Source organism: Streptomyces sp. NPDC054849, assembly GCF_053610945.1.
The window spans coordinates 113,631-132,358 of record NZ_JBSGZI010000001.1 but is presented as its reverse complement, the minus strand read 5'-3'; the positions used below and the strand labels follow the sequence as shown (position 1 = coordinate 132,358).

The 18,728-nt window shown below is 73.5% G+C and carries 15 protein-coding genes and 1 pseudogene; 8 read left to right on the top strand and 8 right to left on the bottom strand.

Annotated features, from left to right (window positions below):
* Positions 1-103 precede the first annotated feature (103 nt).
* The 3 genes from ACWGIF_RS00580 to ACWGIF_RS00570 form a co-directional block, all read right to left on the bottom strand.
* Positions 104-1,543 carry an aldehyde dehydrogenase family protein gene (locus tag ACWGIF_RS00580; RefSeq protein ID WP_453488788.1) on the bottom strand — a complete coding sequence of 480 codons (1,440 nt, stop codon included), beginning with the start codon at positions 1,541-1,543 and terminating at the stop codon, positions 104-106.
* Positions 1,544-1,714: 171 nt separating this feature from the next.
* Positions 1,715-2,914, bottom strand: a complete 1,200-nt coding sequence (locus ACWGIF_RS00575) for a thiolase family protein (protein ID WP_453488785.1) — start codon at positions 2,912-2,914, stop codon at positions 1,715-1,717.
* 357 nt (positions 2,915-3,271) lie between these two features.
* A complete protein-coding gene (locus tag ACWGIF_RS00570) occupies positions 3,272-4,342 on the bottom strand; it encodes a LacI family DNA-binding transcriptional regulator (protein ID WP_453488782.1) in 1,071 nt (356 codons plus the stop codon).
* A 573-nt stretch (positions 4,343-4,915) separates the two neighbouring features.
* On the opposite strand from ACWGIF_RS00570, the gene ACWGIF_RS00565 reads away from it, so the two are divergent.
* From ACWGIF_RS00565 to ACWGIF_RS00555, 3 genes and pseudogenes are all read left to right on the top strand, one after another.
* Positions 4,916-6,352 (top strand): amidase, encoded by a 1,437-nt coding sequence (locus ACWGIF_RS00565; RefSeq protein ID WP_453488779.1) that lies wholly within the window; start codon positions 4,916-4,918, stop codon positions 6,350-6,352.
* A 216-nt stretch (positions 6,353-6,568) separates the two neighbouring features.
* Positions 6,569-7,033 (top strand): type II toxin-antitoxin system PemK/MazF family toxin, encoded by a 465-nt coding sequence (locus tag ACWGIF_RS00560; RefSeq protein WP_453488777.1) that lies wholly within the window; start codon positions 6,569-6,571, stop codon positions 7,031-7,033.
* A 119-nt stretch (positions 7,034-7,152) separates the two neighbouring features.
* Positions 7,153-8,960: pseudogene (locus tag ACWGIF_RS00555) on the top strand (protein kinase domain-containing protein).
* Positions 8,961-9,036: 76 nt separating this feature from the next.
* Here the strand turns inward: ACWGIF_RS00555 and ACWGIF_RS00550 are convergent.
* A complete protein-coding gene (locus ACWGIF_RS00550; RefSeq protein WP_453488774.1) occupies positions 9,037-9,879 on the bottom strand; it encodes a TIGR02452 family protein in 843 nt (280 codons plus the stop codon).
* A 108-nt stretch (positions 9,880-9,987) separates the two neighbouring features.
* Between ACWGIF_RS00550 and egtA the strand changes: the two genes are divergently transcribed.
* Genes egtA through egtD form a run of 4 tightly spaced genes read left to right on the top strand, consistent with a single transcriptional unit; the run spans position 9,988 to position 14,337 of the window.
* Positions 9,988-11,301: an ergothioneine biosynthesis glutamate--cysteine ligase EgtA gene (gene egtA, locus ACWGIF_RS00545; protein WP_453488771.1), complete on the top strand. Its 1,314-nt coding sequence runs from the start codon at positions 9,988-9,990 to the stop codon at positions 11,299-11,301.
* Positions 11,298-12,608: an ergothioneine biosynthesis protein EgtB gene (egtB, locus tag ACWGIF_RS00540; RefSeq protein WP_453488768.1), complete on the top strand. Its 1,311-nt coding sequence runs from the start codon at positions 11,298-11,300 to the stop codon at positions 12,606-12,608. Before egtA ends, egtB begins: the two co-directional genes overlap by 4 nt.
* Complete coding sequence (gene egtC, locus ACWGIF_RS00535) at positions 12,608-13,366, top strand: ergothioneine biosynthesis protein EgtC (protein WP_453488765.1); 759 nt, start codon at positions 12,608-12,610, stop codon at positions 13,364-13,366. The genes egtB and egtC overlap by 1 nt, the downstream gene beginning before the upstream one ends.
* Entirely contained in the window at positions 13,363-14,337 is a 975-nt protein-coding gene (gene egtD, locus ACWGIF_RS00530; RefSeq protein WP_453488763.1) for an L-histidine N(alpha)-methyltransferase, read from the top strand. The genes egtC and egtD overlap by 4 nt, the downstream gene beginning before the upstream one ends.
* Here egtD and ACWGIF_RS00525 read toward each other — a convergent pair.
* The 3 genes from ACWGIF_RS00525 to ACWGIF_RS00515 all read right to left on the bottom strand — a co-directional run bounded on the left by ACWGIF_RS00525 (position 14,220) and on the right by ACWGIF_RS00515 (position 17,465).
* Positions 14,220-15,155, bottom strand: a complete 936-nt coding sequence (locus tag ACWGIF_RS00525; RefSeq protein WP_453488760.1) for a lysophospholipid acyltransferase family protein — start codon at positions 15,153-15,155, stop codon at positions 14,220-14,222. The genes egtD and ACWGIF_RS00525 overlap by 118 nt on opposite strands.
* The gene (locus ACWGIF_RS00520; protein WP_453488758.1) at positions 15,152-16,060 is read right to left on the bottom strand and encodes a GNAT family N-acetyltransferase; all 909 of its coding nucleotides are present in this window, start codon (positions 16,058-16,060) and stop codon (positions 15,152-15,154) included. Before ACWGIF_RS00520 ends, ACWGIF_RS00525 begins: the two co-directional genes overlap by 4 nt.
* Positions 16,061-16,202: 142 nt before the next feature.
* The gene (locus ACWGIF_RS00515) at positions 16,203-17,465 is read right to left on the bottom strand and encodes an extracellular solute-binding protein (RefSeq protein WP_453488755.1); all 1,263 of its coding nucleotides are present in this window, start codon (positions 17,463-17,465) and stop codon (positions 16,203-16,205) included.
* Between the two features lie 167 nt (positions 17,466-17,632).
* Between ACWGIF_RS00515 and ACWGIF_RS00510 the strand changes: the two genes are divergently transcribed.
* Entirely contained in the window at positions 17,633-17,848 is a 216-nt protein-coding gene (locus tag ACWGIF_RS00510) for a dodecin (RefSeq protein ID WP_453488752.1), read from the top strand.
* Positions 17,849-17,907: 59 nt separating this feature from the next.
* Here ACWGIF_RS00510 and ACWGIF_RS00505 read toward each other — a convergent pair whose 3' ends face one another.
* Complete coding sequence (locus tag ACWGIF_RS00505; RefSeq protein ID WP_453488749.1) at positions 17,908-18,399, bottom strand: phosphatase domain-containing protein; 492 nt, start codon at positions 18,397-18,399, stop codon at positions 17,908-17,910.
* Positions 18,400-18,728: the final 329 nt, after the last annotated feature.

Here is an 18,728-nt window from a genome sequence, read left to right as displayed (position 1 = left end):
TGAACGAACGACCTGGCCCGGGCATTCCACACAGCCGGATGCCCGCCGGCCCCGCCCGCCGGCCCCGTCCTTCGGGCGGCCGACGCCACCTTGACGACGCTCCCTAGAAGGGGTGCCCTGCGGGGAGGGCGCGGGCCGTGGTCCAGCGCAGTTCCGTGAAGGCGTCCAGGTTCGCCTCGCCGCCGAAGCGGGCGCCGGTGCCGGAGGCGCCGACCCCGCCGAACGGAGCGACGGCCTCGTCGTTGACCGTCTGGTCGTTGACGTGCGCGATCCCGGTCGGGATCCGCTCGGCGAGATCGAGTCCCCGCGCCGCGTCCCGGGTCACGATGCCGAGGGACAGACCGTACGGGCCGGCCGAGGCCAGTGCCACGGCCTCCTCCTCCGTCGCGAAGGACCGTACGGGCGCGACCGGGCCGAAGACCTCCTCTGCGTAGGCGGGGGTGTCGTCGGCGACGCCCGCCAGCACCGTCGGCCGGTAGAAGAGGTCCCGGTGCGTGCCGCCGGCGACGAGCTTGGCCCCCTGTCCGGTGCTGGCCTCCACCAGGGCGTGTACGCGCTCCAGCTGGGCTCGGTCGATCAGCGGACCCAGGTGGACCTGCTCGCGGTAGGGGTCCCCCACGGCCAGTTCCTCGGCGCGCGCGGCGAGCCGCTCGACGTACTCGTCGTAGAGCGAGGCGTGGACGAGGTGGCGGCCGGCGGTCATGCAGATCTGGCCCTGGTGGAAGAAGGAGCCCCAGGAGGCCTGGGCGACGGCGGCCTCGACGTCGGCGTCGCGCAGCACGACGAGGGCGGAGTTGCCGCCCAACTCCAGGTGCGCACGCTTGAGGTGACGACCCGCCAGCTCACCGACGGAGCGGCCCGATGCGGTGGACCCGGTGAAGGACACCACGCGGACCCGCGGGTCGGCGACCACCGCTGCGCCCGTCGCGGCCCCGCCGGGCAGTACCTGCAGCAGCTCGCCCGGCAGTCCGGCGGCGGTCAGGACCGCGGCCAGGGCGAGGCCGCCGCAGACGGCGGTACGGCGGTCCGGCTTGAGCAGCACCGCGTTGCCGAGCGCCAGCGCCGGCGCGACCGAGCGGATGGCCAGGATCAGCGGGGCGTTGAAGGGCGTCACGACACCGACCACCCCGGCCGGGACCCGGCGGGTGAAGGACAGCCGGGGCGCCTCGCTCGGCAGCACCTGCCCGACCGGGCGCGAGGCCAGCGCGGCCGCCTCGTAACACTCCTGCGCGGCGACGTGCAGCTCGAAGTCGGCCTTGCCGGGGATCGAGCCGGACTCGCGGACCAGCCATTCCCGCAGCTCGTCTGCGTGTGCGGTGAACAGGTCCCCGGCGCGGCGCAGCACGGCCGCCCGCTCGGGGTGGGTGGTGCGCGCCCAGTCGTGCTGCGCCGCCCGGGCCCGTACGGCGGCCTCCGCGACGTCGGCGGGCGCGGCGAGGTCGAGGGTGGCGAGGGTGCGGCCGGTGGCGGGTTCGACGACCGGGGCGGCGGCGCCGGTGAGGGTGGGTCCGTCCTGCCAGAGCGTCGGATCGAGGAGCGGCATGGCGCGGGGCCTCCGGGTGCGGATGGGCGGGGCGGGGGGCGGCAGCACGCGCCATCGTGCCAGACCGGAGGCGCCACATCTGTTCAGTTATCAGGCAGTTGACGGGAGACGGTGACCGGAAATGATCGACGTCCTGTGCCAGGGGGGCGGGGCGGCGGATGGGGGCGGGGGTCAGCGCTCCAGGACGAGTGCGATGCCCTGCCCGACGCCGATGCACAGGGCCGCCATGCCGGTACCGGAGCCGGCCGCCGCCAGCTGGTGCGCGACCGAGCCGGCCAGCCGGGCGCCCGAGGCACCGAGGGGGTGACCGATCGCGATGGCGCCGCCGCGCGGGTTGACGACGGCCGGGTCCAGCTCCGGCCAGGCCGCCAGACATCCCAACGCCTGTGCGGCGAAAGCCTCGTTGAGTTCGAATGAAGTGAGGTCGGCGAGCCCGCGGCCGGCCTTGGTCAGCGCCCGCTGTACGGCGTCCACCGGGCCCAGGCCGAAGAGCTGGGGTTCGATTCCGGTGACGGCGGAGGCGCTGATCCGGGCGAGCGGCTCCCGGCCGGTGGCCGCCAGCCCCGCCTCGTCGGTCAGCAACAGTGCGGCGGCGCCGTCGTTGAGCGGGGAGGCGTTGGCGGCGGTGACCGTTCCGGTGCCGTCGGTCCGGAAAGCGGGCTTCAGCCGGGCCAGCGCCTCGGGCGTGGAGCCCTCCCGGATGCACTCGTCGCGTACCAGGTCCACGCCTGCATAGGGGACGACCTCGTCGTCGTACAGCCCGGCGGCCCAGGCTGCGGCCGCCTTGCGGTGGCTCTCCAGGGCGAAGGCGTCCTGTGCCTCGCGGGTGATGCCGTGCTTGTCGGCGACGAGTTCTGCGCCCTCGCCGAGCGAGCAGGTCCACTCCTCGGGCATCCGCGGGTTGGTCATCCGCCAGCCGAGGGTGGTAGACCACATCTGCTGGTGTCCGGCGGGAAAGGCACGTTCGGGCTTCTGCACCACCCACGGGGCGCGGCTCATCGACTCGACCCCGCCGGCGATGGCCACGGACGCGTCGCCCAGCGCGATGGCGCGGGCGGCCTGGATCACGGCTTCGAGGCCGGACCCGCAGAGCCGGTTGACGGTCACGCCGGGCACGCTCACCGGCAGCCCCGCCAGCAGCACCGCCATGCGGGCCACGTCCCGGTTGTCCTCGCCCGCGCCGTTGGCGTCGCCGAAGACGACGTCGTCGATCCGGGCCGGATCGAGGTCGGGCGTACGGTCCACCAGCGCGCGCACCACGTGCGCGGCCAGGTCGTCGGGCCGGACCCCGGCCAGGGCGCCGCCGAACTTGCCGATCGGGGTGCGGACGGCGTCGACGACGTACACGTCGCGGACGGTGCGGATGCTCATGGGGGCTCTCCTGGGCGGATCCGTACGGGCGGTGGCGCGTCGGTGCCGGTGTGGGCACCGGGACACGCCGCCGGGCACGCCCGGTGGGGCGCGCCCGCAGTCTCCTTCCGCACGTCACCGCCTGTCAACGGCTCCCCGGAGGCCGGGCCCGCCGAATCGGGCCGGCTTACGACGCCCCGGTCCGGACCGGGCCCCTGCCGTGCCCGGGTCGGTTCCGGCCCGGCCCGGCCCCGACGGACCGACCGGCGCCCCCGGGCTCTGCCGGACTCTGCCGGGCTCTGCCGGACTCTGCCGGGCTCTGCCGGGCTCTGCCAGGCTTTGGCGGGCTCTGACGGCTCTGCCCGGGCTCCGGCGCCGTCAGGTCGACTCCCGGTGGATCGCGGTGGCCGCCATCAGGTCGTGCCGTTCCGTGACCTCCGACGGCTCGCGCACCGCGTGGTCCACCAGCGACGCCAGGTGGTCGCCGGTCGGCATCGCGATCCGCACCGTGCTCAGCCTGGGCCGCAGCAGCCGTCCGATGAGCAGGTCGTCGGCGCCGATGACGGCCACGTCCTCGGGAATGCGCAGGCCCTCGTCCTGGAAGGCCCGCATCAGCACCATCGCGTACTCGTCGTTGTACGCGAACACCGCGTCCAGCCGCAGCCCGCGCCAGCGGGCCGCGAGGGCCGCGGCCGACTCCTCGGAGTAGGCCATCGGGAGGGCCTCGACCTCCGCGCCCGGCACCGAGCGGGCCCCCGCCAGCCGGGGCGCCGAGAACAGCTCCAGCCCCTCCTCCTCCGGGACGATCACACCGATCCGCCGTCGGCCGCGCTCGACCAGATGGGCGGCGGCCCGGGTGCCGACCTCCTGCTGATCCATGACCAGCGCGTGCGCTCCGGGGACGCCTACCGGGCCCATGGTGATCACCGCGCGGGCCCCGGACCGTTTGAGCGTCGCGACGTTCTGCGCGGACAGCGTGATCTCGCCGAGGGATATCACCGCCACCGGACGCAGTTCGGCCCACGCCCGTGCGGCTTCGTCGCCGCTGAGCCCGAGGCTCCCGTACTGGACCACGGTGTAGTCGAGGCGGCGCAGCGCCCACTGGAGCTCGTTGAGGAAGGTGCTGTAGAGCGGGCCGATCGGGACGTGCGGGGTGGGCAGCAGCACGATCCTGGTGTGTCCGGCGCGCAGGCTGCGGGCGGCCGCGTGCGGGACGTAGCCGAGTTCCTCGGCGGCCTCGCGGACCTTGCGGCGGGTCGGCTCGCTGATGCGTACGGCTTCCGTGTTGTTCAGCACGTATGAGACCGTCGCGCGCGACACGCCCGCGCGGCGGGCCACGTCCGCACTGGTCGGGACGGGGGGCGGCGGCGTGGAGGATCCGGAGGCCGGAGCCGGGGCCGGGGCCGGGGCCGGGGCCGGCGGCTTCGGCGCTTTCGATGACTGAGACATTGCCGTGGCATCTTTCCAGACCGATTGCCTCCGAGGGCTGGCGGATGGCCGGAAACGCGTGCTACACAGTGCTACACGAGTTATTGACACGTGTAATCAAGGTGTCACATCCTCCTTGGCGGATGTGACACCGCACGTGTCCGGCCGTGCCCGCCGCCCCGTCGCGCTCCGTCGCACCCCCGCCGCCGCGACGGGGCGGCGTGCACCTCTCGCCCCAAGCCGCCGAACCCCGTCCGATCGCCGTCGGATCGCCGTCGGATCACCATCGGGTCCCCTGCCGGACCCCGTGCGGTGGACCTCGCCCCGCTGCTCGGCGCCGACCTGATGCCGGCCGCGCCGATGATCACCTCGCTCGTGCAGCTCGCCGACCCGAGCACTCTGATCAGCCAGGATCGGGCGGGCGCCGATGCTCAAGAGCCGCGGCTTCGAAAGGCGTTCGGTCGCGGGGCCGGACACACCATCACCGCGACGACTGCGACGAGTTCACGACCTGTCTGGGGGACTGGATCTGGTCGCTCGCGTCCGCTCCCCGTTACCGTCTTCCTACCGATCGGTAATGGGGAGTGGTTCGCGATGTCGGATTCTTCAGCTTCTTCGGCGACAACGGCCCCGGAGGCCGCCCCGGCGGCCCCCGGCCTGGTGGAGATGGCCGCCGCACTCGCCGAAGGCAGCGTGTCGGCACGGCAGTTGACCGAGGCGGCGCTACGCCGGATCGCGGCGGCGCAGTCCGAACTCAACGCCTTCCGGACCGTGCGCGCCGACGCCGCGCTCGCGGAGGCGGACGCGGCGGACCGGCGGCTGGCCGCGGGCGAGCGACTGCCCCTGCTGGGCGTGCCGCTCGCGGTCAAGGACGACATGGACGTGACCGGCGAGCCGACCGCCTTCGGCTGCGCCGGGGACTTCCCCCCGAAGACCGCCGACAGTGAGGCGGTACGCAGGCTGCGCGCGGCCGGTGCGGTGATCGTCGGCAAGACCCAGACGCCGGAACTGGGACAGTGGCCGTTCACCGAGGGCGGGGCCTTCGGCGAGACCCGCAACCCGTGGAACCCGTCCTACACGCCGGGCGGCTCCTCGGGCGGTTCGGCCGCCGCCGTGGCGGCGGGCCTGGTTCCCGCGGCGCTGGGCTCGGACGGCGCCGGCTCCGTGCGGATCCCGGCCGCCTGGACGCACCTGGTCGGCGTGAAACCGCAGCGCGGGCGCATCTCCACCTGGCCGGAGCCCGAGTCCTTCAACGGGCTCACGGTCAACGGCGTCCTCGCCCGCACCGTCGCCGACGCCGCGCTGCTGCTGGACGCCGCGAGCGGCCCGCACCCCGAGGACCTGCACCGCCCGGCACACATCTCGGCGGTCGAGGCGGCCCGGCGCACCCCCCGCCGGCTGCGGATCGCCCTCTCGTTCGGGATGCCCTTCACCGCAACGCCCAAGTCCCTCGATCCGGAGGTCCGTTCGGCGGTGGAGCGACTGGCCGGGCGGCTGGAGTCGCTGGGCCACGAGGTGATCCCGGAGGACCCGCGGTACGGCCCGATCGGCCTGACCTTCGTCCCCCGCGCGACCAGCGGCGTACGGGACTGGGCGGCGCGGGTGCCGGATCCCGCACTGCTGGATCCGCGCACGCACGAGGCCGTGCGGACGGGCCGCATCCTGGGCGGGCTGGCGCTGCGGGTCTCACGCCGGGCCGAGGCGGGCCTGCGCCGGCGGGTCGGCGAGATCTTCGACCGCTTCGACGTGGTCCTGACCCCGACGACGGCCACACCGCCGCTGCGGATCGGAGCGCTGGCCGGGCTGGGGGCGATGGCCACGGACCGGGCGATGATCGCCGCCTGCCCGTACGCCTGGACGTGGAACGTCCTCGGCTGGCCGGGGGTGAACGTCCCGGCGGGCCTCACGGACGACGGGCTGCCGATGGGTGCCCAGCTGCTGGGTCCGGCCGACTCGGAGCCGCTGCTGCTGGGGCTCGCCGCGCAGCTGGAGGCGGCGGAGGGATGGGAGTTCGTACGCCCGGGACGATGAGAGAGACGCAACGCACCGTTGATGAGGGACGTCGACGGACTGACGGCGCCACGAGGGTTCACGCCCAGGGCACGAAATCCCCGCCGGCTCCTTCGGCGACCGCAGGAAGTCCTTCCCCCGGGACCGGAGGCACTTCCCGCCCGACACTGCGCACCCTGGACGCTCTTGCGCACAGGGTCACCCGAGCACGGCGTGCGACCCACTAATCTCGCCGGGATGACGGCACTTTCACACCACAGCAACAGTCGCGCCGACCAGCCCGGCCGCGACGGCGCCACCGCGACCACCGAGGCCGAGCCCCGCAACATCGGGCCGGTGCGGACCGAGTACGCGCCCGACCCCGACGGGGACCCCGACCCCGGCGAGATCGTGTGGACCTGGGTCCCCTTCGAGGAGAACGACGGCCGTGGCAAGGACCGTCCGGTGCTGGTCGTGGCGCGAGAGGCGGGTGGGCGGACCCTGCTCGCCGTACAGTTGTCCAGCAAGCGGCACGACCACGACCGGGAGTGGGTGCCGATCGGGACGGGCCCCTGGGACAGCGCGGGCCGGGAGTCCTGGGTGGACGTCGACCGGGTGCTGCGGGTCCACGAGTCGGGGATGCGGCGCGAGGCCTGCGCGTTGGACCGGGGGCGCTTCCGGCTGGTGGTCGACCGGCTGCGCGAGCGCTACGGCTGGCAGTAGCACGGTGCCCCCAGGACGGCCGTGCCTGACGGGTCCCTGCGGGACGCCTGTGGGGCGCTGACCCGTCGTTGGGTAGGGTGCCGGTCGACAGGGGAGATCTGCGTGGGAGACGTGAGTTGATGAGTGGTCAGCAGCCGGGCCGGGACGCTTCCCCCCATGTCTTCCAGCCACTGGCGGGAGACGACCCGACCACCATCGCCGGGTACCGGCTGGCCGCCAAGCTCGGCGCGGGCGGCATGGGCAAGGTGTACCTGTCGTACACCCCAGGCGGCCGACCGGTCGCCATCAAGGTGATCCGCCCCGAATTCGGCGAGGACGCCGAGTTCCGCCGCCGGTTCGCCCAGGAGGTGCAGTCCGCGCAGCGGGTGCAGGGCCTGTTCACCGCTCCCGTCATCGACGCCGACACCGACGGCGCGCAGCCCTGGCTGGCCACCGCGTACGTTCCGGGCCCCTCGCTGGCCGACGCGGTGGTCGCCCACGGGGCCCTGCCCGTCGACGCGGTCCTGTTGCTGATCGCGGGCATGGCCGAGGCCCTGCACGTCATCCACGGCGCGGGCATCGTGCACCGCGACCTCAAGCCGTCGAACGTGCTGCTCGCCGCCGACGGGCCCCGGGTCATCGACTTCGGCATCGCCTACGCCGCCGACGCGACCTCGCTCACCGGCAGCGGGGTGACCATCGGCACGCCCTCCTTCATGGCCCCGGAACAGGCCGCGGGACGCAGGGTGACCCCGGCCACCGACATCTTCGCCCTCGGCCAGGTCGCCGCGTACGCGTGCACCGGAAGTCCGGCGTTCGGCGAGGGCACTCGCACGGCGTGCTCTACCGGATCGTCCACGAGGAGCCCGACCTCAGCGGGATCCCGGAGCGGCTGACCGAACTGGTCACCCGTTGCCTCGCCAAGGATCCCGAGGCCCGGCCGTCCCTCGCCGAGGTCATCGCGCTGTGCCAGGCGGCGAACGCGGAGACCGTACTGCGCCGCCCCGAGGACTGGCTGCCGGCTCCGGTCGCCGCGGACATCACCGTACGTGCGGCCGCACCCGCCCCGGTCCAGACCCCGCCGCCGCCCACGTCCGCCCCGGCCGTGGCGGCGTACTCGCCCACCACCCCGGCGGCCCCGGCCACCCCGCCCCCCGGGTACGGGCCGCCGCAGCCGTCGGGCCAGCCCGGGACACAGCCCCAGCAGCCGTACTCGACGCCCCCGCCCACCCCGTCGCCCGCACAGGCGCACCACTACGCCCCGACCCAGTTCCCGGCGCAGCCGCAGGCCATGCGGCCTCCGCAGGTCATGCAGCCTCCGAGGCCCCAGCCGTACCCGGGATGGCCCGGGCATCCGGTGGCCCAGCCCCCGAAGAACCAGAGCCGGAAGAGTGCGATCGCCATCGTGGCCGCGGTGGTGTTCGCCCTCGTCGGCAGCGCCACCGCGTACAGCGTGCTCAAGGACAAGGAGCAGCGGACGCAGGGCAGCGGAGGGACGCAGGGCCAGGACAAGACCGGCGGGGGTGCGTCGGGCGACGCGAAGCAGAACTCCACGGCCGATCCGACGCCCACCGACCACAAGGCCATCAACCTCACGGCGGGCTACCACCTGACCCTCGGTGACGAGGACCTGCGGCCCCAGCAGGGCGAGGACGGCGGGTACGAACTCTCCTACGACACCGGTGGGTACCTCGACGCGGAAACCTCGACCGGGAACCTGGTCCTGCTCGACCCCGGCCAGCAGGGGTCCCTCGCCGCCTGCCGTGCCGACACGCGGTTCACGAAGAACCTGTACCTGAACAAGATCTCGAAGGGACGCCAGATCTGCGTCACCACGGGTACCGGGCACATGGGGCTCGTGACGGTGCAGGGCTTCTCCCCCGAGGGGTCACCCAGCAAGTACATGACGCTGGACGTGACGGTCTGGCGCAACGCCGTCAAGAACTGATCCAGGGGTCCAGGGATGCGGCTCCCTGGACCCTTGGCCCGGCGGACCCGTAGACCCGTAGACCCGTAGAAGGCTCCTACGTCCCGAAACCCGCGAAGGCGCGCTCGAAGGCCTCGCGGGTCTCGGGCTTGCGGTCCAGCACCCCGAACACCACCCGCTCGAACACCCCGGCGAACCGGCCCGCCAGCAGGCTCCGGAAGGCCTCCGCCACCTCGGCCGGATCGTTCTGGAACACCCCGCAGCCCCACGCCCCCAGCACCAGCCGCCGGTAGCCGTGCAGCGCCGCCACCTCCAGGACGAGCTCCGCGCGCCGGACCAGCGCCCCCGGGATCTCGGCGACCCGCTCCGGCTCCTGCCGGCGGATCGTGCCCGCGTTCGGCGCCGGCGACGTGAGGAAACCGGCTCGAAACGGGGTCTCCAGCAGTTCACCGCGGTCGTCGCGGAAGACGGGAACCGCGGGCGAGTGAATCACCCGGTCGGTGTAGAAGGTGCTGCGCTCCGCGCGGTGGATCTCGTAGTACTCCGGGGCCTCCAGGAGGGTCTCGTACAGCGCCGACGCGCGGCACAGCGCCTCCTCCTGGGCCTTGGCCCCGCGGACGTAACCGCCCCCGGGGTTCCGGGCCGAGGCGAAGTTCAGCACCGCCACGCGGACCCCGTCGGGGCCGACCGCGGGGTCCGCCGCGAGCCTGCGGGCGGCGACCGTACTGCTCTCCCCCGTGACCTCGACGGCCGTCCCCTTGCCCGCACCGACCGGATTTTCGTCTGGAATGACCCGGTTTGGTCCATATATCCTGGTTCCCGCCTTGGCTTCCGCCAGGGCGGCGGCAAGTGCGACCTGCCGCCCCGACCGCGTCCGGTAGCCGCCGGCCGCCAGGATCTCGGCGTTCTCCCGCGCGATCTCGCGCAATCTGCTGCTCACGCCTTCATCCTGCGCATCCCGATGAGCCGGCGGCAAAGGATTTTGCGACCGAGGGACGGGTAGGCACGGGTGATGTCACGACCGACTACAGGAGACGAGGACCCGGTCATGCCCCAGGACTCACCCGCTCCCCCACCCACGTCCGATCCCGACCCCTCCCCCTCGATCAGCGAGACCGAGGCGGAGCATCTGATCAACGGGATCTGTTTCAAGACCGGCCCGCCCCGCCTCATAGGCGCCGAGCTCGAATGGATCCTCCTGGACGCCGAGCGCCCCGGGCAGTTGTTGACCCCCGAGCGGCTGAGGGCCGCGCACGCCGCCGCCCGCGCCCTGCCCCTGCACTCCCGGCTGACCGTCGAGCCGGGCGGGCAGCTGGAGCTCAGCTCCGACCCCGCCGGCTCCCTCACCGGATGCGTGGACGGCCTGCAGGCCGACCTCACCGCCGTACGCGCCGCCCTGCTGGCGCAGGGAGTGGTCCTAGCCGGCCTCGGCCGCGATCCCCGCCGCCCGTACCGCCGGCTCCTGCACAGCCCGCGCTACGACGCCATGGAGACCTACTTCGACCGCACCGGCCCGGCCGGGCGCGCCATGATGTGCGCCTCCGCCTCCGTGCAGGTCTGCGTGGACGCCGGGTACGAGGAGCCGGGCGCGCTCGGCCACGGCCGGCGCTGGCGCCTCGCGCACCTGTTGGGCGCGGTCCTGGTGGCCGCCTTCGCCAACTCCCCCGCGCAGGAGGGCCCGTACGCAGGCTGGCGCAGCGCCCGCCAGGGGATCTGGGGTGACCTGGACAGCCGGCGCACGCTCGCCCCGCCGCCGGACGCCGCGCCGCGGGCCGGCTGGACGCGGCGGGCGCTGGACACCGAGGTGATGTGCATACGGGCGTACGACGGGGAGCCGTGGGAGATCCCGCGCGGTACGACCTTCCGCGACTGGCTGCGCACGGGCGGCGGCCACCCCGCGCTGCGGCCGCCCACCGCCGAGGACCTGGACTATCACCTGACCACGCTGTTCCCACCGGTACGGCCGCGCGGCCACCTGGAGCTGCGGATGATCGACGCGCAGCCCGGCGACGACGGCTGGCTGGTCCCGGTGGCCGTCGTGCACGCGCTGTTCGACGACCCGGAGGCCACCGAGACCGCGTACCGGGTCACCAAGGCGCTGGCCGACGCGCACGGTCCGCAGCCCGCGCCCCGAAATCCGCTCTGGTGGGCCGCCGCCCGGCACGGCCTGGCCGATCCGGACGTGCGGACGGCCGCGACGGCCTGTTTCCTGGCGGCCGTCGAGGCCCTGCCCCGGCTGGGCGCGAGCACGCACGTCCAGGACACGGTGGGCACCTTCACGGAACGTTACGTCCTGCGCGGCCGCTGTCCGGCCGACGACGGATTCCCTCGACCGCTCGCGGTGAAGGAGGCCCGACGGTGACCACACCCGCTTCCTCCGCCGAAGCCCTGCGGGAGCGGGCCGCCGCCGCGCTGGCCGCCGCACGTGAGCGTACGGCCGCGCTCACCGACGCCGTGACCGATGCGGACCTGACGGCCCAGCACTCGCCCCTGATGTCCCCGCTGGTCTGGGACCTGGCGCACATCGGGAACATGGAGGAGCTCTGGCTCCTGCGCAACGTCGCGGGGCGCGAGGCCATGCGCCCCGAGATCGACCCGCTCTACGACGCGTTCGAGCATCCCCGCGCCGAGCGGCCGAAACTGCCGCTGCTGGGACCCGCGGAGGCCCGCACCTACGCGGCCGAGGTGCGCGGCCGGGTCTTCGACCTGCTGGAACGCACCCCGCTGGAGGGAACGGCGCTGCTGGACTCCGGGTACGTCTTCGGGATGATCGCCCAGCACGAGCAGCAGCATGACGAGACGATGCTGATCACCCATCAGCTCCGCCGCGGCGCGCCCGTGCTGACCGCCCCCGATCCGGATCCCCCGTACGAGCCGCCGGCCGCCGCCGAATTCCTCGTCCCGGCAGGCCCGTTCACGATGGGCACTTCCGCCGAGCCGTGGTCGCTGGACAACGAGCGGCCAGCCCATGTCCGGGACACCGCGCCGTTCTGGATCGACACGGTCCCGGTGACCAACGCCGCGTACCGCGCGTTCATCGCCGATGGCGGCTACCGCGAACCACGCTGGTGGGCGGCGGCCGGCTGGGACCAGATCCGCGCGCACGAGATCGAGGCCCCGCTCTTCTGGCGCCAGGAGGCCAGCCAGTGGCTGCGCCGCCGGTTCGGGGTGACCGAACCGGTGCCGGACGACGAGCCGGTGCTGCACGTCAGCTGGTACGAGGCGGACGCGTACGCCCGCTGGGCGGGGCGGCGGCTGCCGACGGAGGCGGAATGGGAGAAGGCGGCCCGGTTCGATCCGGAGACCGGTCTCTCGGCCCGCTATCCGTGGGGCGACGCGGACCCGACGCCCGCACACGCGAATCTCGGGCAGCGCCATCTGCGGCCGGCCCGGGCGGGCAGCTACCCGGCCGGGGCCTCCCCGCTCGGAGTGCGCCAGCTGATCGGCGACGTGTGGGAGTGGACCGCCTCCGACTTTCTGCCGTACCCGGGATTCCGGGCGTTTCCCTACCGGGAGTACTCGGAGGTGTTCTTCGGCCCGGAGCACAAGGTGCTGCGCGGCGGCTCTTTCGCTGTGGACCCGGTGGCCTGCCGCGGCACCTTCCGCAACTGGGACCTTCCGGTGCGGCGGCAGATCTTCTCCGGCTTCCGGACCGCGAGGGATGTCTGATGTGCCGTCATCTCGCTTATCTGGGCCAGTCGGTGGCGCTGGAGCGGCTGCTGATCGAGCCGGAGTACTCACTGGTACGCCAGTCCTGGGAGCCGCGTCGGCAGGTGTCCGGCACGGTCAACGCCGACGGCTTCGGCATCGGCTGGTACGCGGAGGGCGACCCGGTGCCCGCCCGCTACCGCGGGGCCGGGCCGGTCTGGAGCGATCTGACCTTCGCGGATCTGGCCCGGGTCGTGCGCAGCGGGGCCGCGCTGGCCGCCGTACGGGACGCCACGCGCCCCGGGGCCGACGGCGAGGCGGCGGCTGCGCCGTTCGCGGAAGGGCCGTGGCTGTTCAGCCACAACGGCGCGGTCCGGGACTGGCCGGACGCGGTGGCCCCGCTCGCGGCCGCGCTGCCGCCCGTGGAGCTGCTCCAGCTGGCCGCGCGCACGGACTCGGCGCTGATCTGGGCGCTGGTCCTGAACCGCCTGCGGGCCGGGGACGACCTGGGCACGGCGCTCGCCGAACCGGTCCGGGAAGTGGCCTCGGCCGCGCCCGGCTCCCGGCTGAACCTGCTGCTGACGGACGGCGCCGCCATCGCCGCGACGGCCTGGGGCGATTCCCTCTGGTATCTGGCCGACCCGGGGGCGCGGCGCACCGTGGTGGCCTCCGAGCCGTACGACGACGACCCCCGGTGGTGCGAAGTACCCGACCGGACCCTGCTGACCGCCACCCGTACGCAGGTCGACCTGACCCCGCTCAAGGAGAACTCCCCGTGACCAGCTTTCAGTTGACCCGGACCCTCGACGAGCACGCCGCGGAGAGCGCGCTGCGTACGGACGTGCTGCACGGGCTGACCCGTTCCCCGAAGGTGCTGCCGCCCAAGTGGTTCTACGACGCGCGGGGCAGTGAGCTCTTCGAGGAGATCACCCGGTTGCCCGAGTACTACCCCACGCGCGCGGAGCGGGAGATCCTGCTGGAACGGGCGCGGGAGATCGCCTCGGTGAGCGGCGCCCGCACCCTGGTGGAGCTGGGCTCCGGGTCCTCGGAGAAGACCCGGCATCTGATCGAGGCGATGCCCGCGCTGGACACCTACGTCCCGGTGGACGTGAGCGAGAGCGCGCTGAAGGGGGCGGCCGAGACGCTGCTTGCGGAGCATCCGGGGCTGCGGGTGCACGCCCTGCTGGCCGATTTCACCCGGGCTCTGCAGCTGCCGGACTCCCCCGGGCCGCGTCTGGTGGTGTTCCTGGGCGGCACGATCGGGAACCTGTTGCCGCCGGAGCGGGCGGTGTTCCTGGCGTCCGTACGGGCGATGCTGTCGCCCGGGGACGCGCTGCTGATGGGAACGGACCTGGTGAAGGACGAGGCCGTGCTGGTGGCGGCGTACGACGACGCGCGCGGGGTGACGGCCGAGTTCAACAAGAACGTGCTGGCGGTCGTCAATCGCGAGCTGGACGCGGACTTCCACACCGCCGACTTCGACCATGTGGCGGTGTGGGACAGGGAGCAGGAGTGGATCGAGATGCGACTGCGGGCCCGGTCGGAGGTGGTGGTGAAGATCCGGGCGCTGGACCTGGTGGTGCCGTTCGCGGCGGGTGAGGAGATCCTGACGGAGGTCTCCGCGAAGTTCCGTCAGGAGGGCGTGCGCAAGGAGCTGGCGGCGGCGGGACTGGAGTTGACCCAGTGGTGGACGGACGCGTCGGGCCGGTTCGCGCTGTCCCTGTCGGTCGCCGACGGCGCGGTCGGCTGAGCCGGGATGCCGGGTAGCGGGGCCGGTCCCGAGGCGGCGATCGCCGCCTGAGCGGCCGCCGCGAGGTCCCGCCGGTCCGCGTACCGGCCCGGCGGGATCCGCGGCAGCAGCGTGACCTCCGCCCGCACCCCGCGGGCCCGGGCGATCCGCCACAGGGAGGCGGTCAGCGGGTCGTCCCCGACGAAGGCGGGAGCCCCGGCCGGGTTCCCGTCCCCTCGCAGGTACGCGAGCCGCACGGGCTGTACGGGGGCCCGCGCGTCCAGAGCCGACTGGAAGGCGGCCCTGCGGAAGGTCCCCCGGGCGCGGCCGCACCAGGTGGAGCCCTCGGGGAAGACGGTGACCCGGTCGCCGGCCAGCAGCGCGCGGGACATGGTCTCGACGGTGGCGGGCAGGACGCGGATCCGGTCGCGCTCGATGAACAGGGTTCCGGCCCGCCCGGCGAGGCGGCCGAGGACCGGCCAGGCGCGGATGTCGCTCTTGGCGAGCATCCGGCAGGGCAGGACGGCGGCGACGAGCGGGATGTCCAGCCAGGAGATGTGGTTGGCGACCAGGAGGCGGCCGCCGGCCGGGCCCGAGCTGCCGTGCACGGTGATCCGTATGCCGAAGGCCCGTACCAGTGCGGCCGACCAGACTCGTACCACCGCGTGCCGGGGGCCGTCCGGCAGCAGCCGGACGGGCGGGGCGCCCAGGATCCCCCCGAGGATCAGGACGACGGCGGCGGTCAGCCGGAGCACCGCGCGCGGGACGCTCGCCGTGCTGCCCTCATGGCCGGCACAGGCCTCGGGGGTGCAGGGCGAGGTGGGGAGCCAGACGCTCATGCGCCCGGGACGAGCGAGCGGAAGTGCTTCAGGTAGCGCGGGTTGGTCCGGCGCAGGGAGAGCAGCACGTACAGGTCGGCGCAGCCGAACTCGGCGTCGAGGGCGGGTTCGCCGCATACCCAGGCGCCGAGGCGCAGGTAGCCGCGCAGCAGCGGGGGCAGCTCCATGCGGTCGGGGAAGGTGATGCCCTCGGGGTTCCAGGGGTGGTGGGGGGTGACCCGGTACTCCTCGGGGGCGAGGCTGCGACTCAGGGAGGTCGCGCGGGTGGCGGCGGCCAGGATGCCGCCGTCGGCGAGCGGTATCGAGCAGCAGCCGGCGAGCCAGTTGTGCCCCGAGCGGTCCATGTAGTGGGCGAGTCCCGCCCAGATGAGGGCGATGACGGCGCCGTTGCGGTGGTCGGGGTGGACGCAGGAGCGTCCGACCTCGACCAGGTCGGGGCGGATGGGGGCGAGGGCGCAGAGGTCGAACTCACCCTCGGAGTAGAGGCGGCCCGCGACGGCGGCGCGCTCCGGGGGCAGCAGCCGGTAGGTGCCGACGACCTGCTCGGTCTCCTCGTCGACGACCAGGAGGTGGTCGCAGTACGCGTCGAAGGCGTCGGTGTCCAGGCCGGGCTCGGGCCCGTCCAGGCGCGCGCCGAGCTCGCCGGCGAAGACCTGGTGGCGCAGGCGCTGGGCGGCGCGTACTTCGTCCTCGTCGCGGGCGAGCCGTACGGCGTAGCGAGGGCCGGGGGCCTGGGCGGCGGCACCGGCCCGGGCGGAGGTGCGCAGCGGGGAGGCGGCGGGCGGGACGGACGGCGAGGGCAGGGGGACGGACGGGGCGAGGGGAGACGCGGTGGGGGGAAGGGGGGACGGGACGAGGGGGGACGGGGAGGGCAGGGGGGACGGGGACAGGGGTGCGATGGTCATGGCGGCTCCTGATCCGGGCACGGAGGGCCAGGCCGACGGGTGCGCTGCCTGGCTCCTTTACTTCTTCCGTGACCGGCTGGATTCGACATGACCGCTCAGCGGCCCTCGGATGTGCGGACGCTGAACTCGGCGGTGGCCCCGCTCAGCGGTCGGAGCTGAGCACCTTGCCGATCTCCTCGGAGGCCGCCCGCGCCGCCTGCTTGGGGTCCCGACCGGTGAGCACCGCCGTCATGAAGGGCTTGATCGGGTTCTTCGCCTCGACCTCGGCCCAGCGGGCGGAGGTGGGGGTGGCCCGGCCCTGGGCGGCGCCGGGGGCCATGTTGGCGGCGCCCTCGTTGCCCTCGACGACGTGTGCGAGGGTGGTCTTGTTCGGCACGTAGCTCATCGTGCGGGCGAGTTCGGTCTGCCATCTCTCGCTGACGAGGGCCGTGATGACGTCCACGGCGCCCCTGCGCTGCCTTGTCTTCTCCGGGATGATCAGGTCGGAGCCGCCGGTGAAGACGGCGCCCGCCTTGTCGGAGGTCTTGCCGGGGATCGGGAAGAAGCCGAGTTTGCCCTTCAGGGCGGGGTTGGCCGCCTCGATCTCGGCGGCCTGGCCGGGCGGGGCGATGATCTGGGCGACCTGGCCGCGGGCGAAGACCTGTGACTGCGGGGGCGTTTCCTCGTCGGCGTCCTGGGGGGCGTCGCCGAGGGCCTGGAGCTGCTTGTAGAAGTCCATGCCGGCCAGGGCCTTGTCGTCGTCGAGGGTTCCGACCCATTTGCCGTTGGTCTCGACGGCGAGTTCGCCGCCCTCGTCCCATATGAAGCCGGCGAGGACGTACCAGTTCTGGCCCGCGAGGTAGATGCCCTGCTGGTCGCCCTTGTCGAGCTTCTGGGTGGCCTGGATCCACTCCTGCCGGTTCTTGGGCGGGGCCTTGATCCCGGCGTTCGCGAAGAGGTCCTTGTGGTAGATGACCACACGGTTGGCGGCGTACCAGGGGACGCCGTACTGGGCGCCGTTGATGCTTCCGGGGTCGGCGAGACCCTTGAGCCAGTCCTTGCTGCCCCACTCGCGCAGGCCTTCGAGGGTGAGTTCTTCGATGCCGCCGTTCTCGATGTACTGGGCGACCTGGGTGTTGCCGACCTCGATGACGTCGGCGGTCTCCTGGCTCGTGCCGTCGAGGACGGCGTTGACCTTGTCGCCGATGCCCGCCCACTCCTGGATCTTGACGTCGAGGTCGACGCCGGGGTGGTCCTGCTCGAACGCCGCGGTGAACTTGCCGATGAAGTCCTCCGAGGCGCTGCCCTTCATCAGCCAGAGCGTCACCTTCTGCGACCCCCCGGCCCGGTCGGCCGATTGGCTGCAGGCCGTGAGGGCGGTCGCGGCCGCGAGGGCGGTGCACACGGCGAGGAGGCGCATCTTCAAGAGGGTTCACCTTCTGGGGGCTCGATCTCAGATGGCTCGAAATTGGCATAGACCAATGGGCCGGTCAAGTGTTCTACCCCTGGGATTGTTCACGCAAAGTTCGCGAAGCCGGACTTACTGGGGCACCGTAGAACCAGGCAAAAGCCACCCACTGTCGGGAGACCCCCATGTCCAATCACACGTACCGGGTGACCGAGATCGTCGGCACCTCCCACGAGGGCATCGATCAGGCCATCCGCAACGGGATCGCCCGGGCGGGCCAGCACCTGCGGAACCTGGACTGGTTCGAGGTGGTCCAGGTGCGCGGTCACATCGAGAACGGGGAGATCGCCCACTTCCAGGTGGGGCTCAAGGTCGGCTTCCGCCTCGAAGGCGAGGACTGAGCCCCCGCACGGCCCTCACCCGGCCGCCGACCCGGCCCCCGGCGGCGCGTTCACGTCGTTCACGTCCGGCCCTCGACCTCCTGGGCCGACCGGAGTTCGGGCGCGTCCGCCGCCCAGTCGGCCGGCACCACCCGGAAACCGGCGGCGCGCGCGGCCTGGCAGACGAGTTCGTCGTCGTCCACGAGCATCCGCACCTCCCGGCCTCGGGCGATCCGCTTGAGCACCTCCAGCTTGGTCGCCCGGGCCGGCCGCCGGTCCTGGTTGCCGCGCATCCACAGCCGCCCCTCGGGCAGGCCGTGCCGGGTGAGCCAGTCGACCGTGTCCGCCCGGCACCGTTCGGGGCGCCCGGTCAGGTACACGACCTCGCAGTCGGCCGCGCTCTCCACCGCCATCGCGACCCCGCGCTTGAGCGGCGGATCGGCGGGGGCGGCGCCGAAGAAGCCGGACCAGTCCCGGGGACGGCGCTCCAGGAAGTGCTGGCGGTGGCCGGTGTCCGCCAGGGTGTTGTCGATGTCGAAGACGGCCAGCGGCCGCGTCGTGTTCTCGCTCATCCCGCCACCCTAGGGCGTGCCCTGCCGACCGTCCGGGCCCGGGGAATCGTTACGGCGCCCCGGCGTTGCGTCCTGCGGGCACGCTCCGGCCGGGCCAAACCGCCACGACGGGGCTGCTGTGGCGCGCAACATGGGCACAGGCTCAGCCATGCCCACCGCGGAGGGTCGGGTGCAGGAGCTCGTCCCCCGAGCCGGGCGCCCCGGCTGACGCTGCGGCTGAGCGAGCCCGCGGATGCGGGCGACACCGGCAAGCTGGGGCTGAGCGCCTGGCCGGCGCTCGCGCGCTGACCGCCGGCCCGCCCTCCGCACGGGCCGGCCACCCTTGCGAC